Here is a 21,774-nt window from a genome sequence, read left to right as displayed (position 1 = left end):
GCGATAGCCCGCTTACTGCTTAAGAACGAACTCGCCCTCGATGTGCAGCTTCACTTCGTCGGACACGGCCGGCAGGGCGTAGTTGATGCCGAAGTCCGAGCGCTTGATCGTGGCCTCGCCGTCGAAGCCGGACTTGTAGGCGCCCATGACGGTTCCAGCGCCGTTGAACTCGACCTCGATGGTGACGGGCTTGGTCACGCCGCGCAGGGTCAGGTCGCCGACCACGGTCGCCTCGTTGGCGTCATCTGAATCCACCGTCACCGAGCGCGAGACGAAGGTCGCCGTCGGGTGGTTGGCGGTGTCGAAGAAGTCGGCGGTCTGCAGGTGCGCCTTCAGCCGGTCGTCGTTCGGCGCCACGTCGGTCAGGGGAATGGTGGCGGTCAGGGTCGAGGCCGACGGATTGGCCGGGTCCAGTTTCAGCTCGGCCTTCACGTTCACGAACTGACCCGTGTAGGTCGACAGGCCGAAGTGGTTCACCGACCAGGTGATCTTGCCGTGGCCGGAATCGAGATCGTAGGCGCCGGCGGTGACCTGGGCGGGGGTCTTGGTCAGGGCGGCCTGGGCCACCACCGCGCCGCCTGCGGCGAGGCTGACGGCCAACGCACCGGCGACGGCGTATTTCATGAAGGGAGAGCGCATGGTGGAGTTCCTGTCGATGGGACGGTGAATATGCAATCAATACAGTTGCGATTAAGCCCGACTGTTGTCAAGCGGGCTCAAACCAGCTTGCGAACGTCTCTCGCCTTAAGCCCTGCTGTTGACAGTTGGTTGCGTGCCCGCCATGTCGCAGGCCTCCCGCTCACAGCTTGCCCCCATTCTTCGCCCAATGACCTACATCGTCACCGACGCCTGCGTGAAATGTAAGTTCATGGACTGCGTCGAGGTGTGTCCGGTGGACTGCTTCTACGAGGGCGAGAACTTCCTGGTCATCGCGCCCGACGAATGCATCGACTGCGGCGTCTGCGAGCCGGAATGCCCCGTCGACGCCATCGTGCCCGACACCGAGGACGAGCCGGACGGCAAGTGGCTTCAGGTCAATGCCGAATACGCCAAGGTCTGGCCCAACATCACCGTCAAGGGCACGCCCCCCGCCGACCGCGAACAATACGAACGCGAGACCGGCAAATACGAGAAATACTTCAGCACCAAGCCGGGCAAGGGCTCCTGACTTTACGGCTGGCGGCGCTCAAGCCTTGCCGTAAATCCACGTCCGCCCTGTGGACGTTTTGAAATTCCGCAGATTTGTGATAGGTTCTGTTTCATTGGATCGGGCGGTCCGCGAAATCTTCGCGCCGCCCGTGTTTGCGACAGCATCCCGCCCACAGGCGGGATCGGCCAGAGGTTTGGTGATCCGTTTCCGCATTTGACGCCTGACATCATCCCCTCCGACGGAACGATCCGGCGGATGAGATCCTGTTTGCGTTTCCTGCGCCTTCGCGTCGCCCGGCCCTGACCGGGAAAGGACGATTATGACGAGCAAGACTGGTCTGGAGTTCAAGGTTGGCGACGCGGTCGTCTATCCGGCGCACGGCGTCGGTAAAGTCGCGGCGGTCGAGGTCCAGGAAGTCGCGGGCATGTCGCTGGAAGTCTATGTCGTGACCTTCGACCACGAAAAGATGACCCTGCGCGTTCCGACCAAGAAGGCCGCGACGGCCGGCCTGCGTTCGCTGGCCGCCGACGACGTCGTGACCAAGGCCCTGAGCACCCTGAAGGGTCGCGCCCGCATCAAGCGTACCATGTGGTCGCGCCGCGCACAGGAATATGAAGCCAAGATCAACTCGGGCGACCTGATTTCCATCGCCGAAGTGGTCCGCGACCTGCACCGCGCCGACACCCAGCCGGAACAGTCCTATTCGGAGCGCCAGCTCTATGAATCGGCCCTGGACCGCATGGCTCGTGAAGTCGCCGCCGCCAACAAGATCGACAAGGACGCCGCCGTCGAGCTGCTCGCCAAGTCGCTCAGCGCCAAGAAGCCGATCCCGACCGCCGAAGCCGCCTAGATACAGGTTGGGGCTTCGACCTCGGACGAACGAAAAGGCCCCGGATCGCTCCGGGGCCTTTTTGTTTTCGGGTTCTACTTGCCGGTTTTCCCCGACTTTCCAGGCACGGGAACCAGGTTCTTCAGGCTGGGCTGGGACGCGTTCGCCTTGGGCGGCGCGACCTTCTTGGACTTGCCTTTGCTCTCTTTCACGGTGATGGACCTTTTCTGTGAAAGATCAGCCTAGCAGGCGGCCCACCTCCAAATGAGGCCGCACAGGCCCGCGCCCATGGCTTTTCAGCCAGGACTTCCCAAATAGGAGGATGGTCGCCGAGAGCGAACCGCCCTCAGGCGGTTGATCGGATTCGGTTTGACCACCATGCGAAACCTTCGATCTCATGATCTGGCTCATCGAGCTGTCCGTCGCGCGCGCCGCCGCGACGGGTCTTCTCCTTTCATTCAAGGGGAGGGCAGACGCATGATCGGCTATCTGATCCTGGTTCACCGCTATCCCGAACAGTTCAAACGCCTGTTCGACGCCGTCTATGATCCCGCCAACCACTACGTCGTCCACGTCGATCGCAACTCCGGCCCCGAGCTGGAACAGCAGATCCGCCAGTTCCTGGCCCCCTATGCCAACGCCGACGTCATCGAGAGCCGACGCGCCCTGTGGGGCGGCTACAGCCTGATCGACGCGGAGTTGCGCGGCATGAAGCGGCTGCTGGAAATGAGCGACGACTGGTCGATCTTCATCAACCTGAGCGGCCAGGACTTCCCGTTGAAGTCTCAGGCCGAGATCATGGGCTTCCTGGCGAAACACAAAGGCCAGGAGTTCATTCGCGCGGTCGATCAGCGCAAGATCCGCCCCGACACCATGAACCGGGTCCGCAACATGGTGTTCGAACGTCCCGGCGGCATCCTGCGCACCATCCTGCGCCGCCCGTTCCTGCGCGGCGCCACGCCCTATATCGGCAATCAGTGGATGATGGTCAGCCGCCGGTTCTGCGATTTCGTCTGCAACGACAAGGCGGCGGACCGGTTCAAAGCCTTCTATCGCCACACCTTCATCGCCGACGAAGGCTTCTTCCAGACCGTGATGAAGAACACCGACGTCCATGGGCCGATGGTCAACGACGACATGCGGATGATCGACTGGATCCCCGATGGCGACATCAAGCTGCGCCCGCGCACCTACACGCTGGCGGACCTGCCCGAACTGAAGGCCAGCCCGTCACTGTTCGCGCGCAAGTTCGACGCCGAGGTCGATGACGCAGTCATCGACGCGCTGGAGGACTGGATCGCGCCCGTCGGCGCCAACAGACCGATCCCGACCGCCGAAGCCGCCTAGACTTCGACCTCGGACGAAAGAAAAGGCCCCGGAGCGATCCGGGGCCTTTTTTGCTGCTCGGCTGTACGGGCCTCAGAAATACTCGGCGTTGGCCGGGCACTGGGCGCTGATGCGGCGCGCGGTGATGCTGGCGGGAATATAGGGGGTGCCGCGCACGATCTGGGCGCCTCCGCGGAAGCTGAAGCTGGTGTCCGTATAGGTCCCGTTCAGCCGCACGGCGATGCGGCGGCCCTTGCGGTCCTGACACGTGCCCTCGAAGCGCGCGTTGCCATTACCCACCACGCGGGTCGGATAGGTGCAGCGCCACTTGTTGGTCGACAGGCCGCCGAAGAATCGGTTGATCTCGCTGGGGCGAACGCAGCGTTGCAGCGTGTCGCGCTGGCCCACGGCGCTGGTGGTGTATTCCCAATAGCCGGGCAGGACTTCGGACTGGGCCGCCGTCTGGGCGGGAGCGATGGCGGGCGCGGCCAGCATGAAGCCGCCGGCCATCACCGGGGCCAGGACGGCGAGCGCCCGCTTGGGCAGGCGGTCGATCAGCGACGGACGGGACATGGCGGCCTTCTGTTCAGCTTTGGTCTTCATGGTATGACGCATACAGGGCGGCATTTGAATGACGGCTGAACGAACCGTCTGGATCATGCGTCCAGACTCAGCTTGACGCCGAACCGCCTCTTCCCTTATACGGCCCCCTCTCGCGCGGGCAGGTTCCTGCGCGCAACTGTTCATGCGTCTTCTCCCATGCTCGGGCTGGACGCCGCATCTTAAGGATCTGACGATGTCGCGTCGTTGCGAACTCACCGGTATCGGCCCGATGGTCGGCCACAATGTGAGCCACTCGAACATCAAGACCAAGCGCCGCTTCCTGCCGTCGCTGAAGACGGTCAAGCTGACTTCGGACAGCCTGGGCCAGACGTTCAGCCTGCGGATCTCGAACGCCGCGCTGCGCACCCTGGATTACAAGGGCGGCCTGGACGTCTTCATCGTCAAGGCGCGCGACGAGCAGCTGTCGATCGCCGCCCAGCGCATCAAGCGCCAGGTTCGCGCCAAGATCGCCGAGCAAGCCGCCGCCGCTGCTGCCTGATCGACCCAGTCGGTAACGACAAAAACTTCTGGAAGAGGCCGGTGGAAACACCGGCCTTTTTCTTTGCGGCCTTGCCGGCCCGCGCTAAGCCTTCCTTGCCAGACCAAAGGGAAGTTCGATGCGCATCAAGGTTCTGCTCGCCGCTGCGAGCCTTTTGGCCCTGACTGCCTGCGCCACCGCCCCGGCCTCGACCGCCGCGACCACGCGTGAATCCACCCCCTACACCCTGGCCACCGACCAGCCGTTGACGGCCGAGCAGCAGGCGATGCGGTTCGACAAGGCCGACCTGACGATCAAGGTCATTCCCGCCGACAAGGCCATCGACGCCGTTGCAGTGCTGGACTTCACCGCCAAGGTGCCGCTGGAGGCGCTGATCGTCGATCTGGATACGCTGCTGACCATTTCGTCGGTCCAGATCGACGGGGTCGAGGTCGCCGTCGACCGCTGGTCCAATCCCGAGGGCCGGCTGACGGTGCAACTGGCCCAGACCCTGCCCGCCGGACAGTCCGTCGCCCTGCGCGTCGCCTATGCCGGTCAGCCGCGCGTGGCGCCCCGCGCACCGTGGGACGGCGGTTTCGTCTGGTCCACCGCCCCGTCAGGCGAGCCCTGGATCGCCACCGCTGTTCAGGGCGAGGGCTGCGACATCTTCTGGCCCTGTATCGACAGCCCGCACGGCGAGCCGGGCCGAGTCGATCTGCACATCACCGTCCCGTCCGATCTGTCGGCGCCATCCAACGGCAGGTTCTTGGGCAAGGTCGATCACGGCGACGGCTGGACCACCTGGAGCTGGACCGCCAAGTCGCCCAACACCTACGCCATCGCCCTGAACGTCGGCCCCTATGAGGAGGTCGCTGGCACGTATCGCAGCCGGTTCGGCAATACCATCCCGATGGCCTACTGGCACCTGAAGTCGGACACGCCCGAGCAGGTCCAGGCCCTGTTTGCCCAGTTCCCGAAGATGCTGGACTTCTTCGAGGCCACCGTCGGCCCCTATCCGTTCGGCGACGAGAAGATGGGCGTGGTCGAGACCCCGCACCTGGGCATGGAGCACCAGACCATCAACGCCTACGGCAACGGCTACAAGATCGACGGGCGGGGCTATGACTGGCTGCTGCAGCACGAGTTCGCCCACGAATGGTTCGGCAATCAGCTGACCAACCAGAACGCCGACGACATGTGGCTGCACGAAGGGCTGGGCAGCTATATGCAGCCGCTCTATGCGCGCTGGCTGCTGGGCGACCGCTACATGCAACGCGAACTGGCCAACCAGCGCGAGGGGTTGATCAATAAATACCCCGTCGTCTCGGGCACGCCCAAGACCGAGGACGAGGTCTACAAGGGCGACGTCGGGCCGGGCAACGACATCTATTCCAAGGGCTCGCTGATCAGCCACTCCCTGCGGATGCTGATCGGCGACGCGGCCTTCCACGAGGCGATCACCCGCCTGGTCTATGGCCGCCCCGATCCCCGACCGGGCAATTTCGCGCCGCTGCATCGTTCGACGGGCGACTTCCTGGACATCATCAACTCGGTGACGGGCCAGGATTATGGCTGGTTCTTCCGGGGCTATCTCTACAACGCCGCCCTGCCCGTGCTGACGCAGACGCGTGAGGGCGGGGTGCTGCGGCTGGAATGGACCACCGGCGACGGCGGGGTCTTCCCCATGCCGGTCGAGGTCGAGATCGACGGCGTCGTCCAGACCGTGGCGATGCCCGGCGGCCGGGGCCAGATCGCGGTTCCGGCCGGCGCCCATGTCCTCATCGACCCGCAGAACAAGGTGCTGCGCCAGATGGACGTGATCGACGAACTTCAGGCCTACAAGGCGGCGCAGGCGAAGTAGCGGCCGCTCAGGCCGCCGCCACCGTCACCGACTGGCGCACCATCTGGCACCGTTCCTGGGTCGTCAGGAAGGCGATGTCGGCCGCGTCCCGCCCGCAGGCGATCCGCACCAAACCTTCGACTGGCGCCAAGCCCGTCGCGTCGACCAGCCACCAGCCGTTGTCCAGCCAGACCTCGAAGATGGCGTGGAAATCGGGCGGCTCCAGCTGGTGGGCGAAGGCGCTGACGGCGCGCGCCGGAATGCCCGACGCCCGGCACAGGGTCATGCCCAGGTGGGTGAAGTCGCGGCACACCCCGGCCCGGTCGATGAAGGTCCGCGCCGCCGTGGTCTCTGTGTCCGACACGCCATGCTCGTAATCGACGTTGGCGGTGATCCAGTTCAGGATCGCCAGCACCCGCGCGCCGCCCGCCGTGTCGCCGAACTCGCGCGTCACGAACCGGCCGAACTGGTCCGACGGGCAATACCGGCTGGGCTGGAGGTAGGGCAGGACCTCGGCCGGCAGCTCGCCCCAGTCATGCTGCGACACGCTGGGCGGCAGGCCCTTCAGCACGCCGTTCTCGACCACCGCCTCATAGGTCAGGGTGACCTCGCCCTCGACGTGGCAACGCAGGGTGCGGGCGCCGAAATCGACGTCCTCGTCCTCGTGGAAATCCACGGGCGGATCGAAGGTCAGGGTCTCTTCGATGATGTCCTGGCCCGGCCAGTGGGCGACCTGGATCTTGTAGATGGCGTCCGTCGGCGGATCGAAACGATAGACGAGCTCGGCGCGCACGCGCAGTTTCATGAGGGCCTACCGTTCCGAGCGAAAATGAAAATGGACGAGGCTGCTGAACGCCATGCGCCCTGGGCCGTTCCGTGTCCGTGACGCGCCTTCTAGCGCGGCTTCACGTCCGTGAAAATCGACAAGACAAGACAGTGTGTTAGTCTGGCTCCCATGATCGCTTCCCCTGCCCTTCTCGCTCTTCGGGAAGCTGCCGCAAACGAGTCCTTCCAACCGCTGACGCGGGGCTTCGGCGCATGACCGAGACACTGGAAAACGTCGAACCCGATCTGACCGAATGTGATCGCGAGCCGATCCACATTCCGCAATCCATCCAGCCGCACGGCTTCCTGCTGGTTCTGGACCTGCAAACCCTGACGATCAGACAGGGCGCCGGCGCCATCGAGGACCTGACCGGCCGCAAGACCTGGATCGATCGCGCCATCGCCGACGTGCTGGGCGATGTCACGGACCGGCGCATCCGTTCGATGGCGGCGATGCAGGAGACCGGCTTCGCCTGCCGCTGGCGCGCGACCAACCGGTTGGAATACGATGTCGTCGTCCACCGCGCGCCCAATGCCGGCCCGGCCGACGACCTGATGATCGTCGAGGTCGAACAGAGCTCGCAGCAGGCGCGCCTGGGAATCGACCTGGTCGCCAATCTGGACACCGCCGGCGCGTCGCTGGAACGGGCGGTGACGGTGCAGTCGGTCTGCGAGCGGGCGGCCGAGGCGTTTCGCAAGCTGACCGGGTTCGACCGGGTCATGATCTACCGCTTCCACGACGACGACGCGGGTCAGGTGATCGCCGAGGCGCGTGCGGACGGAACGGGCTCCTTCCTGAACCACCATTTCCCGGCCGCCGACATCCCCAAACAGGCGCGCGCCCTGTATCTGCGCAACCCGGTGCGGGTCATTCCCGACAGTCGCTACAGGCCCCAGCCGTTGAGGCCTGTAGCGCCCGGCGAAGCGCCGCTGGATATGAGCGACAGCGGCCTGCGGTCGGTGTCGCCGATCCACCTGCAATATCTCCAGAACATGGACGTGCGGGCCTCGGCCTCGGTGTCGATCATCGTCGATGACGCGCTGTGGGGGCTGATCGCCTGTCACAACGCCTCGCCCAAACTGCTGCCCTATGAACTGCGGGTCGGCTGCACGACCCTGGCGCGCAACCTGGCGCGCCAGCTGAAGGCCAAGGGTGACGCCGAGCTTTATCGCGAGCGCACCCGTCTGCGCCGCATGGAAGACGAGTTGATCGGGCGGCTTCCGACGGATCGCCCGCTGCGCGAGGCGCTGGCCACGCGCGCCGACCCGCTGATGCAGCTGACGGGCGCCGACGGCCTGGCCATCGTCAGCGACGGCGACGTCCAGACCTTCGGCCATACGCCGCCCAAGGATGCGGTGGGCGCCATCGCCGCCTGGGCTGCGGCGCGGACCGGCCTGCGTCCCGTGTCGTCCCACAATCTGTCCGCCGTCCTGCCCCAGGCCAAGGCCTGGTCGATCCATGGCAGCGGGCTTCTGGCCGTCACCCTGCCCATCGACCAGCCGGTGTCGATCCTGTGGTTCCGGTCCGAAGTGATCGAGACGGTGCGTTGGGCCGGCAATCCCTCGACCGCCGACAAGACCGGCCCCAACGCCGTGCTGACGCCGCGCGCGTCGTTCGAGAGCTGGTCGGAATCGGTGTCGGGCCGCGCCCATCGCTGGAGCCCCGCCGCGATCGAGTCCGCAGGACGGCTTCGCGACGCCCTGGCCGACTATGCCGCCATCGACCAGTTGCGCCGCCTGAACCGTTCGCTTCAGGACCGCTTGTCCGAGCGGGATCTGCGGCTGGAGCAGCAGCAATATCTGATCCGCGAGGTGAACCACCGGGTCCAGAACAGCCTGACCCTGGTGTCCAGCTTCCTGGGTCTTCAGGCGCGCGAGCAGACGGGCAGCGCCGCCGCCACGGCCCTGAACGAGGCACGTCGTCGCGTGCGCGCCGTCTCGGCGGTGCACAGCCGCCTCTATCTCGGCGACCAGGTCGCCTCCATCGACATGGCCCGCTACATCGGCGACCTGATCGTGGACCTCAGCTCCAGCATGGGGCCGGACTGGAGCGCCGTGATCGAGACCGATCTGGACCCGGTCTGCGTCGATGCCGGACGGGCGGTCACCATCGGTCTGATCCTAACCGAGCTGATCATCAACGCCCAGAAATACGCCTACAACGGCAAGCCCGGCCCGCTGCGGATTATCATGGAAGACCAGGGCGCCAACTTCCGCCTGTCGGTCGAGGACGAAGGCGCCGGCGGCCATCTGGCGGGCAAGGGCTTCGGCTCGATGATGATCCAGAGCCTGGTGGGCCAACTGGAAGGAACCATCGACTATCTGGACCGGGCGCCGGGCCTGGCCGTCAGCGTCAAGGCGCGGATCGATCCGCTGATCTGATCGCACGCCCTGTGGCGTCACGCCGCAGGGCGGCGTATGAGCCGCGCCATGTCCGCCCCCGCCCAGCGTTCCCCTCCGCGCCTGTCCCCGCGCGCCTTCGCCCTGATCATCCTGCTGATCGCTGCCTGCGTGCTGGGCCTGGCGCCCATTCTGGTGCGGTTGACCGAGACGGGGCCGGCGGCGGCGGGCTTCTGGCGCTTCCTGTTCGCCCTGCCGCTGCTGACCATCCTGGCGGCGCGTGAGCCCGGCGGGATCGCGACGCCTTCGAAATGGGCGCTATTGGCGGGTTTGTTCTTCGCCCTGGATCTCAGCTTCTGGCACTACGGCATCGTCATGACGTCCGTCGCCAATGCGACGGTGCTGTGCAACCTGACGCCGGTCGTGGTCACCCTGTTCGGCTGGTTCGTGCTGAAGGAGCGGCCGCACCGGCTGTTCCTTGTGGCCCTGGCCCTGGCCATGGGCGGCGCCTTTGCGATGGCGGCGGGGGCGGATGGCGGACAGGGGACAAATCCCCCGCTGGGCGACATTTTCTCGCTGTCGGTGGCGGTCTGGTACTCGGGCTATTTCCTGGCGGTGAAGGCGGCGCGTGCCACGGCCGGCGCCATGCGCGTCACCTTCTGGGCCACATTGCTGGGCGCGCCCCTGCTGCTGATCGTCGCCCTGGCGCTGGGCGAGGACATCATTCCCGCCGGGCCGGCCGGGTGGGCCGCCTGTATCGCCATGGGGGTCATGCACGTCTTCGGACAGGGCGGCGTGGCCTGGGCGCTGGGCAAGCTACCGGCCTCGGTCACGGCCGTCACCATCCTGATCCAGCCGGTGGTCGCGGGCCTGCTGGGCTGGTGGATCTTTGGCGAGACCCTGACGCCGATCCAGGCCCTGGGCGGCGCCCTGGTGCTGGGCGCGATCATGATGGCGCAGAGATCGCAGCGGGTGAAGACGGTCACCGCCGCGGAGGCACCGAACGGGCTCAAGTAGCGCGAAGCGCGATAGCCGGGAACGATGTGCTCAAGTAGCGCGAAGCGCGGTAGCCCAGGAAAAAGAAAACGGGCGCAGGAGAAACTCCCGCGCCCGTCCCTAAGCCTTGAAGGCAGATCGACTCAGAGAAGCTTGAGATCGATCGCCGAAGTCTTGCCGCGCTGGTTTTCCAGCTCGTATTCGACCTTGGCGTTCTCATCGAGACCCTGAAGTCCTGCCTTCTGAACGGCGGTGACGTGAACGAACACGTCTGTTCCGCCGCCATCGGGCTGGATGAAGCCGAAGCCCTTGGTGGGGTTGAACCACTTGACCGTGCCGGTCGCCATGTCTGCGTCTCCGTCAACGCGCTTTTCCAGGCGGATCCCCCTTGGGGTGACCCGACAGTCCTCTGGACAGCTCGTTCAGGCGAAGGAGCGAAACGCGGGTATGGACCCCACGTAAAATCCGGACTGTATCGATGTTGTCACCCGGCTTTTCGAGGCGGTCAACAGCAAAGCGATTCGCGCTGGTCCCATTCAAGATTAACGACAGATGCCCCGCGCGGCGCCGTCGATGTGTAGATGGTTGGCGTGGGCGGCGTTGTAGTCGGGCGTCAGCACGGTCGAGAACAGACGGCAGGCGCCGTCGCGCACAACATGCAGGAAGCGCGAACCCGGCTCGCCCGCAGGACCGTCGCCGCGCCAGTCGTTCAGCACACTGACGGTCCGTCCGTCCTTCAGCGTGACGCCTGCGACGTCCAGCGCATTGGCTTTCGCGTGTTCGCTGGGCCGCTCCTGCTCGTCCTGCGAGCCATAGATGCGGCGGCAGGAATAGGTCCCGTAGTTCTCCACCCGCGCCGGGGCCGACCCCAGGATATCGCGCGACGCCGGACGCAGCACCTGTCGGTCCCAGATGACGTAGCGCACCGCCAGCGGGCACTGCATGACGACGCCGGCGGGCGCGAGAGGCGTCACTTCGCCGCCCGTGATCCGCACCGCCCCGCGCACGACACAGAAGCCGCCGTCGTCTCGGTCCGCCGCCCGTTCGACCTGAACCCCCGCATTGCGCAAGGCCTGCATGCAGGCCTCGGTCGCGCCTTCCACAGCTTGAGGCGTCGCGGCGGTCGGCACGTCGAAGGCGGCGACCTTGGCCGTCGTTGCCCGTCCCAGCGGCCGATCCAGATCCAGCGGCTTCCACGGCAAGTCCTGCGGCGGGGCGAAGACGTTGAGCAGCGCAAAGCCCGCGCAGACCAGCAACGCCAGCTCCCACACCAGATTCCACATGTCCGCCAGATCGCGCTTCATTCCGCCCCGTCACGGGCCGGCAGGCCCCGCGCCTTAACGCCCAGCTTCGCCGTCGGCTCCCTGCGAACGCACGCCCCTTGCCCGCAGGCCCCGTCCGGCCCACTCTTTCATCATGGGAAAGAAATCAGACGCCTATGAAGCCGAGCTGGAGCAGATCCAGCTGGCCATCGTCCAGACCCAAGCTTGGAGCATCGAACACGGCTCGCGCGTGGTCATCGTGCTGGAGGGGCGCGACACCGCCGGCAAGGACGGGGCGATCAAGCGGCTGACCGAACACATGTCGCCGCGCCAGACCCGCGTCATCGCCCTGCCCAAGCCCAGCGACCGCGAAACCAGCCAATGGTATTTCCAGCGCTATGTTCCCCACCTGCCGGGCGCGGGCGAGACGGTGATCTTCAACCGATCCTGGTACAACCGCGCCGGGGTCGAGCCGGTCATGGGATACTGCAAGCCCGAGCAGTACGCCCAGTTCATGACCGACGCCCCGCGCTTCGAGCGGATGCTGACCGACGACGGCATCATCCTGATCAAGATCTGGCTGGACATCTCGCGCGAGGAACAGGCCAAACGGCTGAAGGAACGCCGCGTCGATCCCCTGAAACAGTTCAAGCTGTCGTCTCTGGACGCCGAGGCCGAGGCGCGCTTCGACGCCTATTCCGACGCGCGCGACAGGATGCTGGATGAGACCGACCGCCCCTTCGCGCCCTGGACCGTCGTGGCCACCGACGACAAGAAAACGGCTCGGCTGAACATCGGCCGCTACATCCTGTCGGTCCTGAAACACGCCGGCGTCGAGGTGAAGAAGCCGGACCCGCAGGTCGTCTTCAGCGCCGCCAAGGCCAAGGGCAAGCTGGCGCGCTGATCGGCCTCAGGCCGTCCTGACGATCCCGCCGGTCGCCGCCACCGGCCAGGGCGTCAGCCGCCCGCCCGCGCAGGGGCCGCCCTTGCACTCGCCGGTCAGCGGCTCGAACACCGCCCCGTGCCAGCCGCACAGGATCAGAGACCCGTCGGGCGTCAGATAGCGGTCGATCTCCATGGCGATGGGAAAACCCGCATGGGGGCAGCGGTCGACCCAGCCGGCGACCTGACCGTCTTTGCGCACGACGAAGCCGTGGAAGAAGGCCTCGCCGATCTGCAGCACGAAGCCGCGCGAGCCGGGGTCGGCGATGTCGCCCTCGGCGCACAAAGCCACGTCCGGCGGCGTCTTCCAGACCCGCTTGCGCTCGGCCGGGGCCTCCTCAGACACGTTCGGCCTTCAGCGGACGCGACAGCAGACCGTCGATCAGGCCGTCCACGTCGATCTCGCCGGCCAGCAGGGCGGCGACGCCTTCCGAGATCGGGATTTCCACGCCCAGACGCGCGGCCAGTTCTCGCACGGCCGGCGCGCTCTCGTAACCTTCGGCCACCGAGCGTTTGCCGGCCAGGGCCTGTTCCACCGTCTGCCCCTGGCCCAGGGCCAGACCCAGGCTCATGTTGCGCGACTGGGGGCTGGAGCAGGTCAAAACGAGGTCGCCCAGGCCGCACAGGCCCGCAACCGTCTCGGCCTGACCGCCCATGGCGACGGCGAGGCGGGTCATTTCCGCAAAGCCGCGCGTGATCAGGGCGGCATGGGCGCTGCGGCCCAGTTGACGGCCCTCGGAAATACCGCAGGCGATGGCCAGAACATTCTTCAGCGCCCCGCCCGCCTCGGCCCCGACCAGATCGGTCGCCAGATAGGGCCGGAAGCCCGGCGCCGACAGGGTGTTCAACAGGGCCTGACCCAGCGCCGCATCGGCGCAGGCCAGGGTGACGGCGGTGGGCAGGCCGCGCGACACCTCGCCCGCGAAACTGGGGCCCGACAGGACGGCGGCGGGGGCGTCCGGCAGGGTCTCGGCCAGCACCTCGGTCATCAGCTTCATCGTGCCGCGCTCGACCCCCTTGGAGCACAGCACCACCGGCACGCCGGCGCGGTGATGGGGCGCAAAGGCCGTCAGGGTGGCGCGCATGTGCTGGGCGGGCGGCACCGCCAGGATCACGTCGCAGTCGGCCAAGTCGGCCAGGTCAGCGGTGAACTTCAGTTCGTCCGCCAGCGGCACCCCGGGCAGATACAGGTCGTTGGCCCGCGTCGCCCGCAGCGTCTCGACCAGCTTCTGCTCGCGCGCCTGCAGCGTCGTATCCAGCCCCGCCCGAACGCAGACCTGCGCCAAGGCGGTGCCCCAGGCGCCCGCGCCGATGACCCCTGCCGTGCGGAATTCCATACGCCCTCCCGAGGCTCTGTTCTGGTTCACGCCTTGGCGCCTTTACGGCCCGGCTTGTGCGAAGGATCGGACAGGGCGCGCGCTTCGTCCAGCGGCCATCGCGGCCGGGCGACGACGTCGATGTCGCTGGTCAGGCCCAGCGCCAGCCGCTCAGCCCCCGCCAGGGCGATCATCGCCGCATTGTCGGTGCAATAGGCCATGGGCGGCGCCAGGAAGTCGAAGCCGTGCTTCGCCGCCGTCGCCTGTAGCGTGGCGCGGATGGTCTTGTTGGCCGCGACGCCCCCAGCCACGACGAACAATCGATGCTCATGCGTCTCCGCATAGGCCGCCAACGCGCGCTCCGACCGATCCGACAGCTGGCGCGCGATGGCGTTCTGGACTGCGTCGGCCAGGTCCGCCTTGTCCTGCTCCGTCTCGCAGGTCTGTGCGATGCGGAAGGCCGCCGTCTTCAGGCCCGAGAAGGAGAAGTCGCAATCCTTGCGGCCCAGCAGCGCGCGGGGCAGGTCGAACCGCGACCCATCGCCCTGCATCGCCAGCCGCTCCAGCGCCGGCCCGCCCGGATAACCCAGCCCCAGGGCCTTGGCGATCTTGTCGAACGCCTCGCCGGCCGCATCGTCGATGGTGGCGCCGATCCGGCTCATGTCGCCGATGCCGCGCACCTCCAGAAGCTGGCAATGGCCGCCCGACACCAAGAGCAGCAGGAAGGGATAGGCCACCTCCGCCCCCAGCCGGGCCGACACCGCATGGCCTTCCAGATGATTGACCGCCACCAACGGCAGGCCGCGCGCCAGGGCCGCCGCCTTGCCGAAGCTGAGGCCGACCATGACACCACCGACCAGGCCCGGCCCGGCCGTCGCCGCGATCCCGTCCAGGCCGTCATAACCCAGGCCGGATTCGGCCATGGCGCGGCGCGTGACTTCGGCGATCATCTCGACATGGCTGCGGGCGGCGATTTCGGGCACCACGCCGCCATAGGCCGCATGGTCGTCGATCTGGCTGTGAACCACGGAGGACAGCACCTCGGCCCGACCACCTGTCAGGCGCACCACCGACGCGGCGGTCTCGTCGCAACTGGTCTCCAGGCCCAGCACCGTCAGCGCCCGGACATCGCGTCCAGTTGCTGACTTGGCGCCGCTGCTATAGTCGGCGGAACTCTCCATCGGGTCGAGGTAGCGACCCGGCGACCGGTGCGCAACGCTCATGACTTTTCCTCTCCGCATCGGCACGCGGCGTTCCAAGCTGGCCCTGGCCCAGTCCGGCATGATGCAGCGCGCCATCGGCCGCGCTCTGAACGTGCCCGAGGCCGAGATCGAGACCGCCATCCCCCTGGTCGAGATCGTCACCACCGGCGACCGGATCCAGGACCGCCGCCTTCTGGAAGTCGGCGGCAAGGCCCTGTTCACCAAGGAGATCGAGGAGGCCTTGTTGGCCGGCCGGATCGACATCGCCATCCATTCGATGAAGGACGTCCCCGCCGAACAGCCGCAGGGCCTGTGCATCGCCGCCATTCCCGAACGCGAGGACGCCCGCGACGCCTTCATCAGCCGCGACTTCGACAGTTTCGACGCCCTGCCCTTCGGCGCGCGCCTGGGCACCGCCAGCCTGCGTCGCCAGGCCCAGGCCCTGGCCCTGAGGCCCGATCTGAAGGTCGAGATGCTGCGGGGCAATATCGACACCCGCCTGCGTCGCGCGGCCGATGGCGATTTCGACGCCATATTGCTGGCCGTCTCCGGCATGACCCGCCTGGGCGTCACCGAACACATTCGCGAGAAACTGTCGCTGGACGCCTTTCTGCCTGCGCCGGGCCAGGGCGCCCTGGCGATCCAGACCCGCGCCGCCGACATCCACGCACCCTGGGTCGCCGCCCTGAACCACCCAGAGACGGCCATCGCCGTCGCCGCCGAGCGGGGCGCCATGACGGCGCTTGAGGGGTCGTGCCGCACAGCCGTCGGCGCCTACGCCGTGATCGCCAACGATGCGCTGCACCTGACCACGGAAATGCTCAGCCCCGACGGTTCGGCCCGCTGGCGCCGTGTCGGCGACCTGTCCCAACCGACCGAAGCCGACGCCCGCGCCCTGGGCCAGCGGTTGGGCGGCGAGGTCCACGCCTCCGCCGGCGATCAGGAGGTCGATCCCGCGACCCTGGACGGATGACTGAGGCGCCCGCCCGCATCTGGATCACCCGCGCCGAGCCCGGCGCCTCGCGCACCGCCGCACGGCTGCGCGACATGGGGTTGGAGCCCGTGATCGCCCCCCTGCTGGCGGTCGAAAACCTGACCCCGCCCGTCCCCGACCTGGTTCCCTTCGACGCCCTGGCCTTCACCAGCATCAACGGCGTCACAGCCTTCGCCGCCCTGACACCCCGGCGCAACCGCCCGGTCTTCGCCGTCGGCGATGCGACCGCCCAGGCCGCCCGCGACGCCGGCTTCGACGAGGTCCGTTCCGCCTCCGGCGACCTTCACGCCCTCGCCCGCCTGATCGCCTCCGAGCTGAGCGACGCCTCCGTGCTGGTCCCGCAAGCCGAAACCCCCGCCGGCGACTTCGAAGCCGCCCTGATCATCGCCAGCGCCCGCAACATCTCGATTCAGCCCCTGATCGTCTATCGCGCCCAAAGCACGACCGTCGCCATGCCCACGACATTCGATGCGATCCTGATCCACTCCCCCCGCGCAGCGAAGATCATGGCCGAACAGGACATCGTCCGGCTGTCGCACGCCGTCACGGCCTGTATCTCCCCCGCCGCCGCCGACCCGCTGGTCGCCTTGGGCCTGACGCCAGCCGTGGCCCAAACGCCCGACGAAGCCTCATTGCTCACGATCTTGAAAGCGGCGCTTGGCAAGCGTGATCGGGCCGTATAAAGACCCCGTCTCGCGCGGACCACTTCATCCGTCGCAACCGGGCCGCTTTAGCTCAGCCGGTAGAGCACATCATTCGTAATGATGGGGTCAGGTGTTCGAGTCACCTAAGCGGCACCACTTTTCCTGGGCGCTCACGGCGTCGGGATCAGCCGGACGGGGCGTCACAGATACCCCCGACAGTTGAATTCATCACCATCAGCACACGTATGAATCCCTAGGCGGCAAGCTTTGGCTTGACGGGGTCGGCGTTTTGGGGCCATGGCGCCGCATTAGTCCTGTCCGTAGGCCCAAATGAACGACGCTGTAGATCCCGTAGACATCGCCATCGGCGGACGCATCCGCGCGCGTCGCGAAGAACTTCGTATCACCCAGGCGCAGTTGGCCGCCGGCGCCGGCGTCACCTTCCAGCAGATTCAGAAGTATGAGCGGGGCGTCAATCGCGTGTCCGCCGCCCGTCTTCTGCAGATCGCCTCGGTCCTGAAGTCGACCGGCGCCGCCCTGCTGGGCGAGTTGGAAACGGCCGAGGGCGACGAGCTTGCGCTGGCCGCCCCGGGCGTCGCCGAACTTCTGGCCGCCTTCCGCGGGATCAAGGACGCCGCGCAACGCGACGCCCTTCTGACCGTGGCCAAGGGCCTGCGCGGCTGATCAGGCGCGGTTGCTGACGCTCTTCAGCAACTGCTCCACCTCATCTCGCCGATCCGACGACGCCTCCAGCGCCGTGCCTGCGAGCCATGACTGAATGGCGTCCAACGCGCGCATGTCGCGGCCGTCCGAACGGCCCGCGTCCGCCAGGCTCTGGCGAATGATCTCGATCATGCAGACCGCCTCGACCGCCGTGCTGGGCGCATGATCCAGCAGGGTGGTTTCGGCCGCCTCCATCGGCGCCAGGTCCAGCTCGACCAGCAGGTTTTCGCCGCTGGCCGACAGGGATTGCGATCCGACCTGTTGAGCCAGATTGGCCGTCTCCAGCCACGAGCGGAACAGGGGCATGAAGGCGGTGGGGGTTTGGGTGTTCATTGGACTGTGACCTTGTGTGGCGCGCGAACGGGCGCGAGCCGTGATTTGGGATGGGCGTAGGGGGCGGCGCGGGCCTCCCAGACACCGAAGAGAGCGAGGAGCAAAAGTTCGAACCAGACGACCATCCGGGTCGAAACGATCGACCAGAGAAGGGCATCGGAACCGGCGATGCCGGCCAGATGGGTCGAGACCGCGATAAGCTGGGCGCCGGCCGCAAGAAGCAGCCACCAGCGGTCGTATCGCAGCGCCAGGCCCACCAGCAGGCAGAACATGGCGAACGACAGCCCCGCCACCCCCCATCGGAAATGCCCGATGAACAAGTGATCGACCAACGGCGTGCCCCATTGCAAAGCGAACAGGGCGAGGACGACGATCCGCTCGGGCGTGCGGCCTTTCCACAGCAGAAGCGCCATGACCCCGTAGGTCAGGCCCTCAAGCAGCAGGGATAGCGGCGACCACATTCCGGCGGCAGCGATCAAGCGGCGATGGCGAAGGGGGGGACCGTCGTTCCTGGCCCTGTCTTATCTTCGCGAGGACCGTCCATATACCAGCCGACGTGGTGTTCATCGGCGACCTGGGCCAGTTCGCCATGACTGGCGATGACCGCGCCGCGAACCTCGGCGAGCTGGCTGAGGCCGCGCACCATATTGGCTAGCGCGTCCTGTCCGACTTCCGCCGCCAGACGAGCCTCGACCCGACCCTCCAGCGCCGTCTGGACCAGCCGACAGACCTCGATCATCGCCTGATCGACTGCGTGTTCGGCGGTTCTGACCTGTCGCGCCACGCGGACGCCGACGTGCATGTTCTTCATTAGCTCATCTCCCATCAAGCCGTTTGGTCAGCGCATTTCAGCGGGAGCGAGCCGGTCGAAAAGGGATGGAACCACCATGCCCGCCGTCACGATCCCGATGGCGAACAGCAGGGCGATGGCGGCCCCGGCGACGATGATCCCCACTCTCGCCAGAGCGCCCCGTGGCGGCGCCGGCAGAAGCCAGGAAGTCGTTCGGTCGGAAACCGCATCGTCCGACTGTTCGGCCGACGTGGGATCATTCAGCGGATCGAGGCCGGTGTTGGGAATGAGTATCGACGCCTCTGAGTAGACGCTACTCAGCCGGCGCGCCGCCAGTTTGCGGTCGGACACGCCCAGTTTGGCGTAGGCGCGATGCAGGTGATTGCCGACGGTGCGCGGCGAAATGTCGAGACGCGCAGCGATCTCCTTGTCCTCCAGGCCTTGGCCGGCGAGGTGGACACATTCGCTTTCTCTGGTCGTCAGGCTGTCAGGCATTTGATCCCCCGCATCCTGTTTACCCTAAAATCCACCGGTGTCAGCCGATCTGCTTAGCTTGCAAACCACTTTCCGCGTCATCGCGCGACGTCACATCACTTGAACATATAAGCATATCTTTATATGTCTGATGGCCTGACACAGACAGGAGCCTCTCTTGGCCGCTCGTTCCTCCTTCCTCTTCACCTCGGAAAGCGTTTCCGAGGGCCACCCCGACAAGGTCGCCGACCGCATCTCCGACACCGTCGTCGATGCCTTCCTGGCCAAGGATCCCGAGGCGCGCGTGGCGTGCGAGACCCTGGTCACGACCCAGCGCATCGTTCTGGCCGGCGAAGTCCGCGCCACCCGGCCGGGCGCCACCAAGGAAGAGAACGAGGCTTTCACTCAAGCCATCATCGACAGCCTGGAGCCGCTGGTCCGCGCCGCGGTCAAGGACATCGGCTATGAGCAGGACGGCTTCCACTGGGAAACCGCCGAATACGCCTGCTACCTGCACGCCCAGTCGGCCGATATCGCCGTCGGCGTCGACTCGACCAACGAGAAGGACGAGGGCGCGGGCGATCAGGGCATCATGTTCGGCTATGCGTCGAACGAGACGCCGGAACTGATGCCGGCGACCCTGCAGTACAGCCACAACATCCTGAAGCGCCTCGCCGAGGTCCGCCACGCCGGCGGATCGCAGCTGGAGCCAGACGCCAAGAGCCAGGTCACGATCGAATACCAGGACGGCAAGCCGGTTCGCGCCACCTCGATCGTCCTGTCGACCCAGCACGCCAAGGGCCTCAGCTCCGAACAGGTCGCCGAGATCGTCAAACCCTATATCCTCGAAGTCCTTCCGGAAGGCTTCACCGACGAGAACACTGTCTGGCACATCAACCCGACCGGCATCTTCGAGATCGGTGGGCCTGACGGCGACGCCGGCCTGACCGGGCGCAAGATCATCGTCGACACCTACGGCGGCGCGGCGCCCCACGGCGGCGGCGCCTTCTCGGGCAAGGATCCGACCAAGGTGGACCGTTCGGCGGCCTACGCCTGCCGCTACCTGGCCAAGAACGTGGTCGCCGCCGGTCTGGCCGACCGCTGCACCATCCAGATTTCCTACGCCATCGGCGTGGCCAAGCCCCAGTCGATCCACATCGACCTGCACGGCACGGGCAAGATTTCGGAAGCGGTCCTGGAAGACAAGATCCTGGACCTGATCGGGGGCGCGACGCCGCGTGCGATCCGCGAGCATCTGCAACTGAACAAGCCGATCTACGCCCGCTCGGCCGCCTATGGCCACTTCGGCCGCGAACCCGATGCGGACGGCGGCTTCAGCTGGGAAAAGACCGACCTGGTCGATCAGCTCAAGGCGCTTGCCTAAAAGACGTCAGGCGGCCTGGTCGATGACCAGGCCGCGCACGCCCGTCAGATTGGCGTCGGTCAGGTCGGCCTGACGCATCTGCGCGCCGTGCATCGTCGCCCGACCCAGGTCGGCGCCGACCAACACCGCGCGCTTCAGATCGGCGCCCGACAAGTCCGCCCCGCGCAGCACCGCCCCCGTCAGATCCGCCGGCATCAAGCGATCGGCTGTGATCAGCAGAGGCCCCAACTGGGCCTCGCGCATGTCCGCGCCGTTCAGCCGGGCGCCCTTGAGACGCGCCCCGCGCAAATCGGCGCGACGCAATTTGGCGGACCTCAGATCGGCGTTTTCGAGTTGGGCGCCCTGTAGCTGCACCCCCTCCATGTCCAGGCCGTAAAAGACCGCGCCCTTGGCTGACAGGGCGGTCAGGTTCAGGCCCGTGATCGACTTCAGCGGACGCAGATCGACGCCATCAAAGACCGAAGGCTGGCCCTCCGTCCCGCCGGTCTCGCACCAGCGTGCATGTTCGCGCAGCATTTCGGCGGCGGGCATCCGATCCACGGATTCACACGCCGACTTGTTGTCCGTCAGCGCCCCTTGCATGTCCGCGCCGTCCGCGCGCCACATGGTCATCTTGCAGCCTACCAGAATGGCGTCGCGTAGATCGGCGCCCGACAGGTCCGCACCGGACAGATCGGCCCCGGCGAGGTCCGTGCCGCGGAAGTTGGCCTGTTTCAGATTGGCCCTGACCAGCTTGCAGTCCTTCATCACCGCGCCGGAGAAGTCGGCCTTCATGGCGATGACGCCCGACATCTTGGAGCGTTGCAGATTGGCGCCGGACAGGTTGGCGCCCACGGCCTCGGTCTCTTCGCGATGACGCGGCTCGATGACCCTGAAGCCCAGCCGGGCGTCGGCGGCGGCGATGGTGCCCTCGCGCAGGTCGGCTTCGAACATGTCGGCGCCCGACAGGTCCGCGCCGCGCAGACAGGCGCCGCGCAGGTCCGCGCGACGCAGGCTGGCCTCGGCCAGAATGGCGTCCTGCATGTCCGCGCCGAAGAAGTTGGCGTTGTCGAGCTTGGCGCCCGTCAGGTCGCAGCCTTCCAGACAGGCGGCGGCGAAATCGGCGTCGGCGAGATTGCGGCCCTTCAGGCTGAGGCCCGACAGGTCCATCCAGGCGAAGACCGCACGGGCCCCGCCGGGGCGGGCCTGGAACAGCCGGTCATGCCGGGCGCAGACCAGATCCAGCTCCGCCTGCGTCAGGCGTTTTCTCACGATGGGTTCAGCCGCCAGTGCCATTTCGACACATTGCGCCCGTCTGACTTAAGAAACCCTTGAACGACAGGC

The 21,774-nt window shown here is 66.7% G+C and carries 25 protein-coding genes and 1 tRNA gene; 13 read left to right on the top strand and 13 right to left on the bottom strand.

Features of this window, described 5'->3' with window-relative positions:
- Positions 1-12: 12 nt before the first annotated feature.
- The gene (locus ACQY72_RS12370) at positions 13-639 is read right to left on the bottom strand and encodes a YceI family protein (protein ID WP_428153888.1); all 627 of its coding nucleotides are present in this window, start codon (positions 637-639) and stop codon (positions 13-15) included.
- Positions 640-826: 187 nt separating this feature from the next.
- On the opposite strand from ACQY72_RS12370, the gene fdxA reads away from it, so the two are divergent.
- From fdxA to ACQY72_RS12355, 3 genes are all read left to right on the top strand, one after another.
- Positions 827-1,168, top strand: coding sequence for a ferredoxin FdxA (gene fdxA / locus ACQY72_RS12365; RefSeq protein WP_159846606.1), 342 nt, complete (start codon positions 827-829; stop codon positions 1,166-1,168).
- A 301-nt stretch (positions 1,169-1,469) separates the two neighbouring features.
- The gene (locus tag ACQY72_RS12360; RefSeq protein ID WP_428153887.1) at positions 1,470-2,000 is read left to right on the top strand and encodes a CarD family transcriptional regulator; all 531 of its coding nucleotides are present in this window, start codon (positions 1,470-1,472) and stop codon (positions 1,998-2,000) included.
- 456 nt (positions 2,001-2,456) lie between these two features.
- On the top strand, positions 2,457-3,326 hold the full coding sequence (locus tag ACQY72_RS12355) for a beta-1,6-N-acetylglucosaminyltransferase (protein ID WP_428153886.1): 870 nt from the start codon (positions 2,457-2,459) through the stop codon (positions 3,324-3,326).
- A gap of 72 nt (positions 3,327-3,398) precedes the next feature.
- Here ACQY72_RS12355 and ACQY72_RS12350 read toward each other — a convergent pair whose 3' ends face one another.
- Positions 3,399-3,908 (bottom strand): DUF3617 domain-containing protein, encoded by a 510-nt coding sequence (locus ACQY72_RS12350; RefSeq protein ID WP_428153885.1) that lies wholly within the window; start codon positions 3,906-3,908, stop codon positions 3,399-3,401.
- A gap of 193 nt (positions 3,909-4,101) precedes the next feature.
- Between ACQY72_RS12350 and rpmB the strand changes: the two genes are divergently transcribed.
- Together rpmB and ACQY72_RS12340 are read left to right on the top strand one after the other, a co-directional pair.
- Positions 4,102-4,407 (top strand): 50S ribosomal protein L28, encoded by a 306-nt coding sequence (rpmB, locus tag ACQY72_RS12345; RefSeq protein WP_409716457.1) that lies wholly within the window; start codon positions 4,102-4,104, stop codon positions 4,405-4,407.
- 118 nt (positions 4,408-4,525) lie between these two features.
- The gene (locus tag ACQY72_RS12340) at positions 4,526-6,247 is read left to right on the top strand and encodes a M1 family metallopeptidase (RefSeq protein ID WP_428153883.1); all 1,722 of its coding nucleotides are present in this window, start codon (positions 4,526-4,528) and stop codon (positions 6,245-6,247) included.
- Positions 6,248-6,254: 7 nt separating this feature from the next.
- Here ACQY72_RS12340 and ACQY72_RS12335 read toward each other — a convergent pair whose 3' ends face one another.
- Complete coding sequence (locus ACQY72_RS12335) at positions 6,255-7,031, bottom strand: transglutaminase-like domain-containing protein (RefSeq protein WP_159846619.1); 777 nt, start codon at positions 7,029-7,031, stop codon at positions 6,255-6,257.
- A gap of 233 nt (positions 7,032-7,264) precedes the next feature.
- On the opposite strand from ACQY72_RS12335, the gene ACQY72_RS12330 reads away from it, so the two are divergent.
- Complete coding sequence (locus tag ACQY72_RS12330) at positions 7,265-9,433, top strand: histidine kinase dimerization/phosphoacceptor domain -containing protein (RefSeq protein WP_428153882.1); 2,169 nt, start codon at positions 7,265-7,267, stop codon at positions 9,431-9,433.
- A 48-nt stretch (positions 9,434-9,481) separates the two neighbouring features.
- Complete coding sequence (locus ACQY72_RS12325) at positions 9,482-10,408, top strand: DMT family transporter (RefSeq protein ID WP_428153881.1); 927 nt, start codon at positions 9,482-9,484, stop codon at positions 10,406-10,408.
- 122 nt (positions 10,409-10,530) lie between these two features.
- Here ACQY72_RS12325 and ACQY72_RS12320 read toward each other — a convergent pair whose 3' ends face one another.
- Positions 10,531-10,734: a cold-shock protein gene (locus tag ACQY72_RS12320; protein WP_135194657.1), complete on the bottom strand. Its 204-nt coding sequence runs from the start codon at positions 10,732-10,734 to the stop codon at positions 10,531-10,533.
- A gap of 195 nt (positions 10,735-10,929) precedes the next feature.
- Positions 10,930-11,691: an extensin family protein gene (locus tag ACQY72_RS12315; RefSeq protein ID WP_428153880.1), complete on the bottom strand. Its 762-nt coding sequence runs from the start codon at positions 11,689-11,691 to the stop codon at positions 10,930-10,932.
- A gap of 112 nt (positions 11,692-11,803) precedes the next feature.
- On the opposite strand from ACQY72_RS12315, the gene ppk2 reads away from it, so the two are divergent.
- Positions 11,804-12,553, top strand: a complete 750-nt coding sequence (gene ppk2 / locus ACQY72_RS12310; protein WP_428153879.1) for a polyphosphate kinase 2 — start codon at positions 11,804-11,806, stop codon at positions 12,551-12,553.
- Positions 12,554-12,559: 6 nt separating this feature from the next.
- Here ppk2 and ACQY72_RS12305 read toward each other — a convergent pair whose 3' ends face one another.
- Genes ACQY72_RS12305 through tsaD form a run of 3 tightly spaced genes read right to left on the bottom strand, consistent with a single transcriptional unit; the run spans position 12,560 to position 15,130 of the window.
- Complete coding sequence (locus tag ACQY72_RS12305; RefSeq protein WP_428153878.1) at positions 12,560-12,937, bottom strand: Rieske (2Fe-2S) protein; 378 nt, start codon at positions 12,935-12,937, stop codon at positions 12,560-12,562.
- Complete coding sequence (locus ACQY72_RS12300; RefSeq protein WP_426024400.1) at positions 12,930-13,928, bottom strand: NAD(P)H-dependent glycerol-3-phosphate dehydrogenase; 999 nt, start codon at positions 13,926-13,928, stop codon at positions 12,930-12,932. The genes ACQY72_RS12305 and ACQY72_RS12300 overlap by 8 nt, the downstream gene beginning before the upstream one ends.
- A gap of 26 nt (positions 13,929-13,954) precedes the next feature.
- Positions 13,955-15,130 (bottom strand): tRNA (adenosine(37)-N6)-threonylcarbamoyltransferase complex transferase subunit TsaD, encoded by a 1,176-nt coding sequence (tsaD, locus tag ACQY72_RS12295; protein WP_428153877.1) that lies wholly within the window; start codon positions 15,128-15,130, stop codon positions 13,955-13,957.
- On the opposite strand from tsaD, the gene hemC reads away from it, so the two are divergent.
- From hemC to ACQY72_RS12275, 4 genes are all read left to right on the top strand, one after another.
- Positions 15,129-16,082: a hydroxymethylbilane synthase gene (hemC, locus tag ACQY72_RS12290; protein WP_428153876.1), complete on the top strand. Its 954-nt coding sequence runs from the start codon at positions 15,129-15,131 to the stop codon at positions 16,080-16,082. The genes tsaD and hemC overlap by 2 nt on opposite strands.
- On the top strand, positions 16,079-16,786 hold the full coding sequence (locus ACQY72_RS12285) for a uroporphyrinogen-III synthase (protein ID WP_428153874.1): 708 nt from the start codon (positions 16,079-16,081) through the stop codon (positions 16,784-16,786). Before hemC ends, ACQY72_RS12285 begins: the two co-directional genes overlap by 4 nt.
- A gap of 41 nt (positions 16,787-16,827) precedes the next feature.
- Positions 16,828-16,903 (top strand) — tRNA-Thr (locus ACQY72_RS12280).
- Positions 16,904-17,077: 174 nt separating this feature from the next.
- Positions 17,078-17,431, top strand: a complete 354-nt coding sequence (locus ACQY72_RS12275; protein WP_159846652.1) for a helix-turn-helix domain-containing protein — start codon at positions 17,078-17,080, stop codon at positions 17,429-17,431.
- Here ACQY72_RS12275 and ACQY72_RS12270 read toward each other — a convergent pair whose 3' ends face one another.
- Genes ACQY72_RS12270 through ACQY72_RS12255 form a run of 4 tightly spaced genes read right to left on the bottom strand, consistent with a single transcriptional unit; the run spans position 17,432 to position 19,088 of the window.
- Positions 17,432-17,803: a hypothetical protein gene (locus ACQY72_RS12270; RefSeq protein WP_372691303.1), complete on the bottom strand. Its 372-nt coding sequence runs from the start codon at positions 17,801-17,803 to the stop codon at positions 17,432-17,434.
- Positions 17,800-18,282: a hypothetical protein gene (locus ACQY72_RS12265; protein WP_428153872.1), complete on the bottom strand. Its 483-nt coding sequence runs from the start codon at positions 18,280-18,282 to the stop codon at positions 17,800-17,802. The genes ACQY72_RS12270 and ACQY72_RS12265 overlap by 4 nt, the downstream gene beginning before the upstream one ends.
- On the bottom strand, positions 18,279-18,614 hold the full coding sequence (locus ACQY72_RS12260) for a hypothetical protein (protein WP_428153871.1): 336 nt from the start codon (positions 18,612-18,614) through the stop codon (positions 18,279-18,281). The genes ACQY72_RS12265 and ACQY72_RS12260 overlap by 4 nt, the downstream gene beginning before the upstream one ends.
- A 27-nt stretch (positions 18,615-18,641) precedes the next feature.
- Positions 18,642-19,088, bottom strand: coding sequence for a helix-turn-helix domain-containing protein (locus ACQY72_RS12255; RefSeq protein WP_428153869.1), 447 nt, complete (start codon positions 19,086-19,088; stop codon positions 18,642-18,644).
- A 157-nt stretch (positions 19,089-19,245) separates the two neighbouring features.
- On the opposite strand from ACQY72_RS12255, the gene metK reads away from it, so the two are divergent.
- Positions 19,246-20,451, top strand: coding sequence for a methionine adenosyltransferase (gene metK, locus ACQY72_RS12250; protein WP_428153868.1), 1,206 nt, complete (start codon positions 19,246-19,248; stop codon positions 20,449-20,451).
- Between the two features lie 6 nt (positions 20,452-20,457).
- Here the strand turns inward: metK and ACQY72_RS12245 are convergent, their stop codons facing one another.
- Positions 20,458-21,726: a pentapeptide repeat-containing protein gene (locus ACQY72_RS12245; protein ID WP_428153867.1), complete on the bottom strand. Its 1,269-nt coding sequence runs from the start codon at positions 21,724-21,726 to the stop codon at positions 20,458-20,460.
- Between the last annotated feature and the right edge of the window lie 48 nt (positions 21,727-21,774).

This window comes from Brevundimonas sp., assembly GCF_965279155.1.
Lineage (GTDB): Bacteria > Pseudomonadota > Alphaproteobacteria > Caulobacterales > Caulobacteraceae > Brevundimonas.
This window is presented reverse-complemented; position numbering and strand designations above follow the sequence as displayed.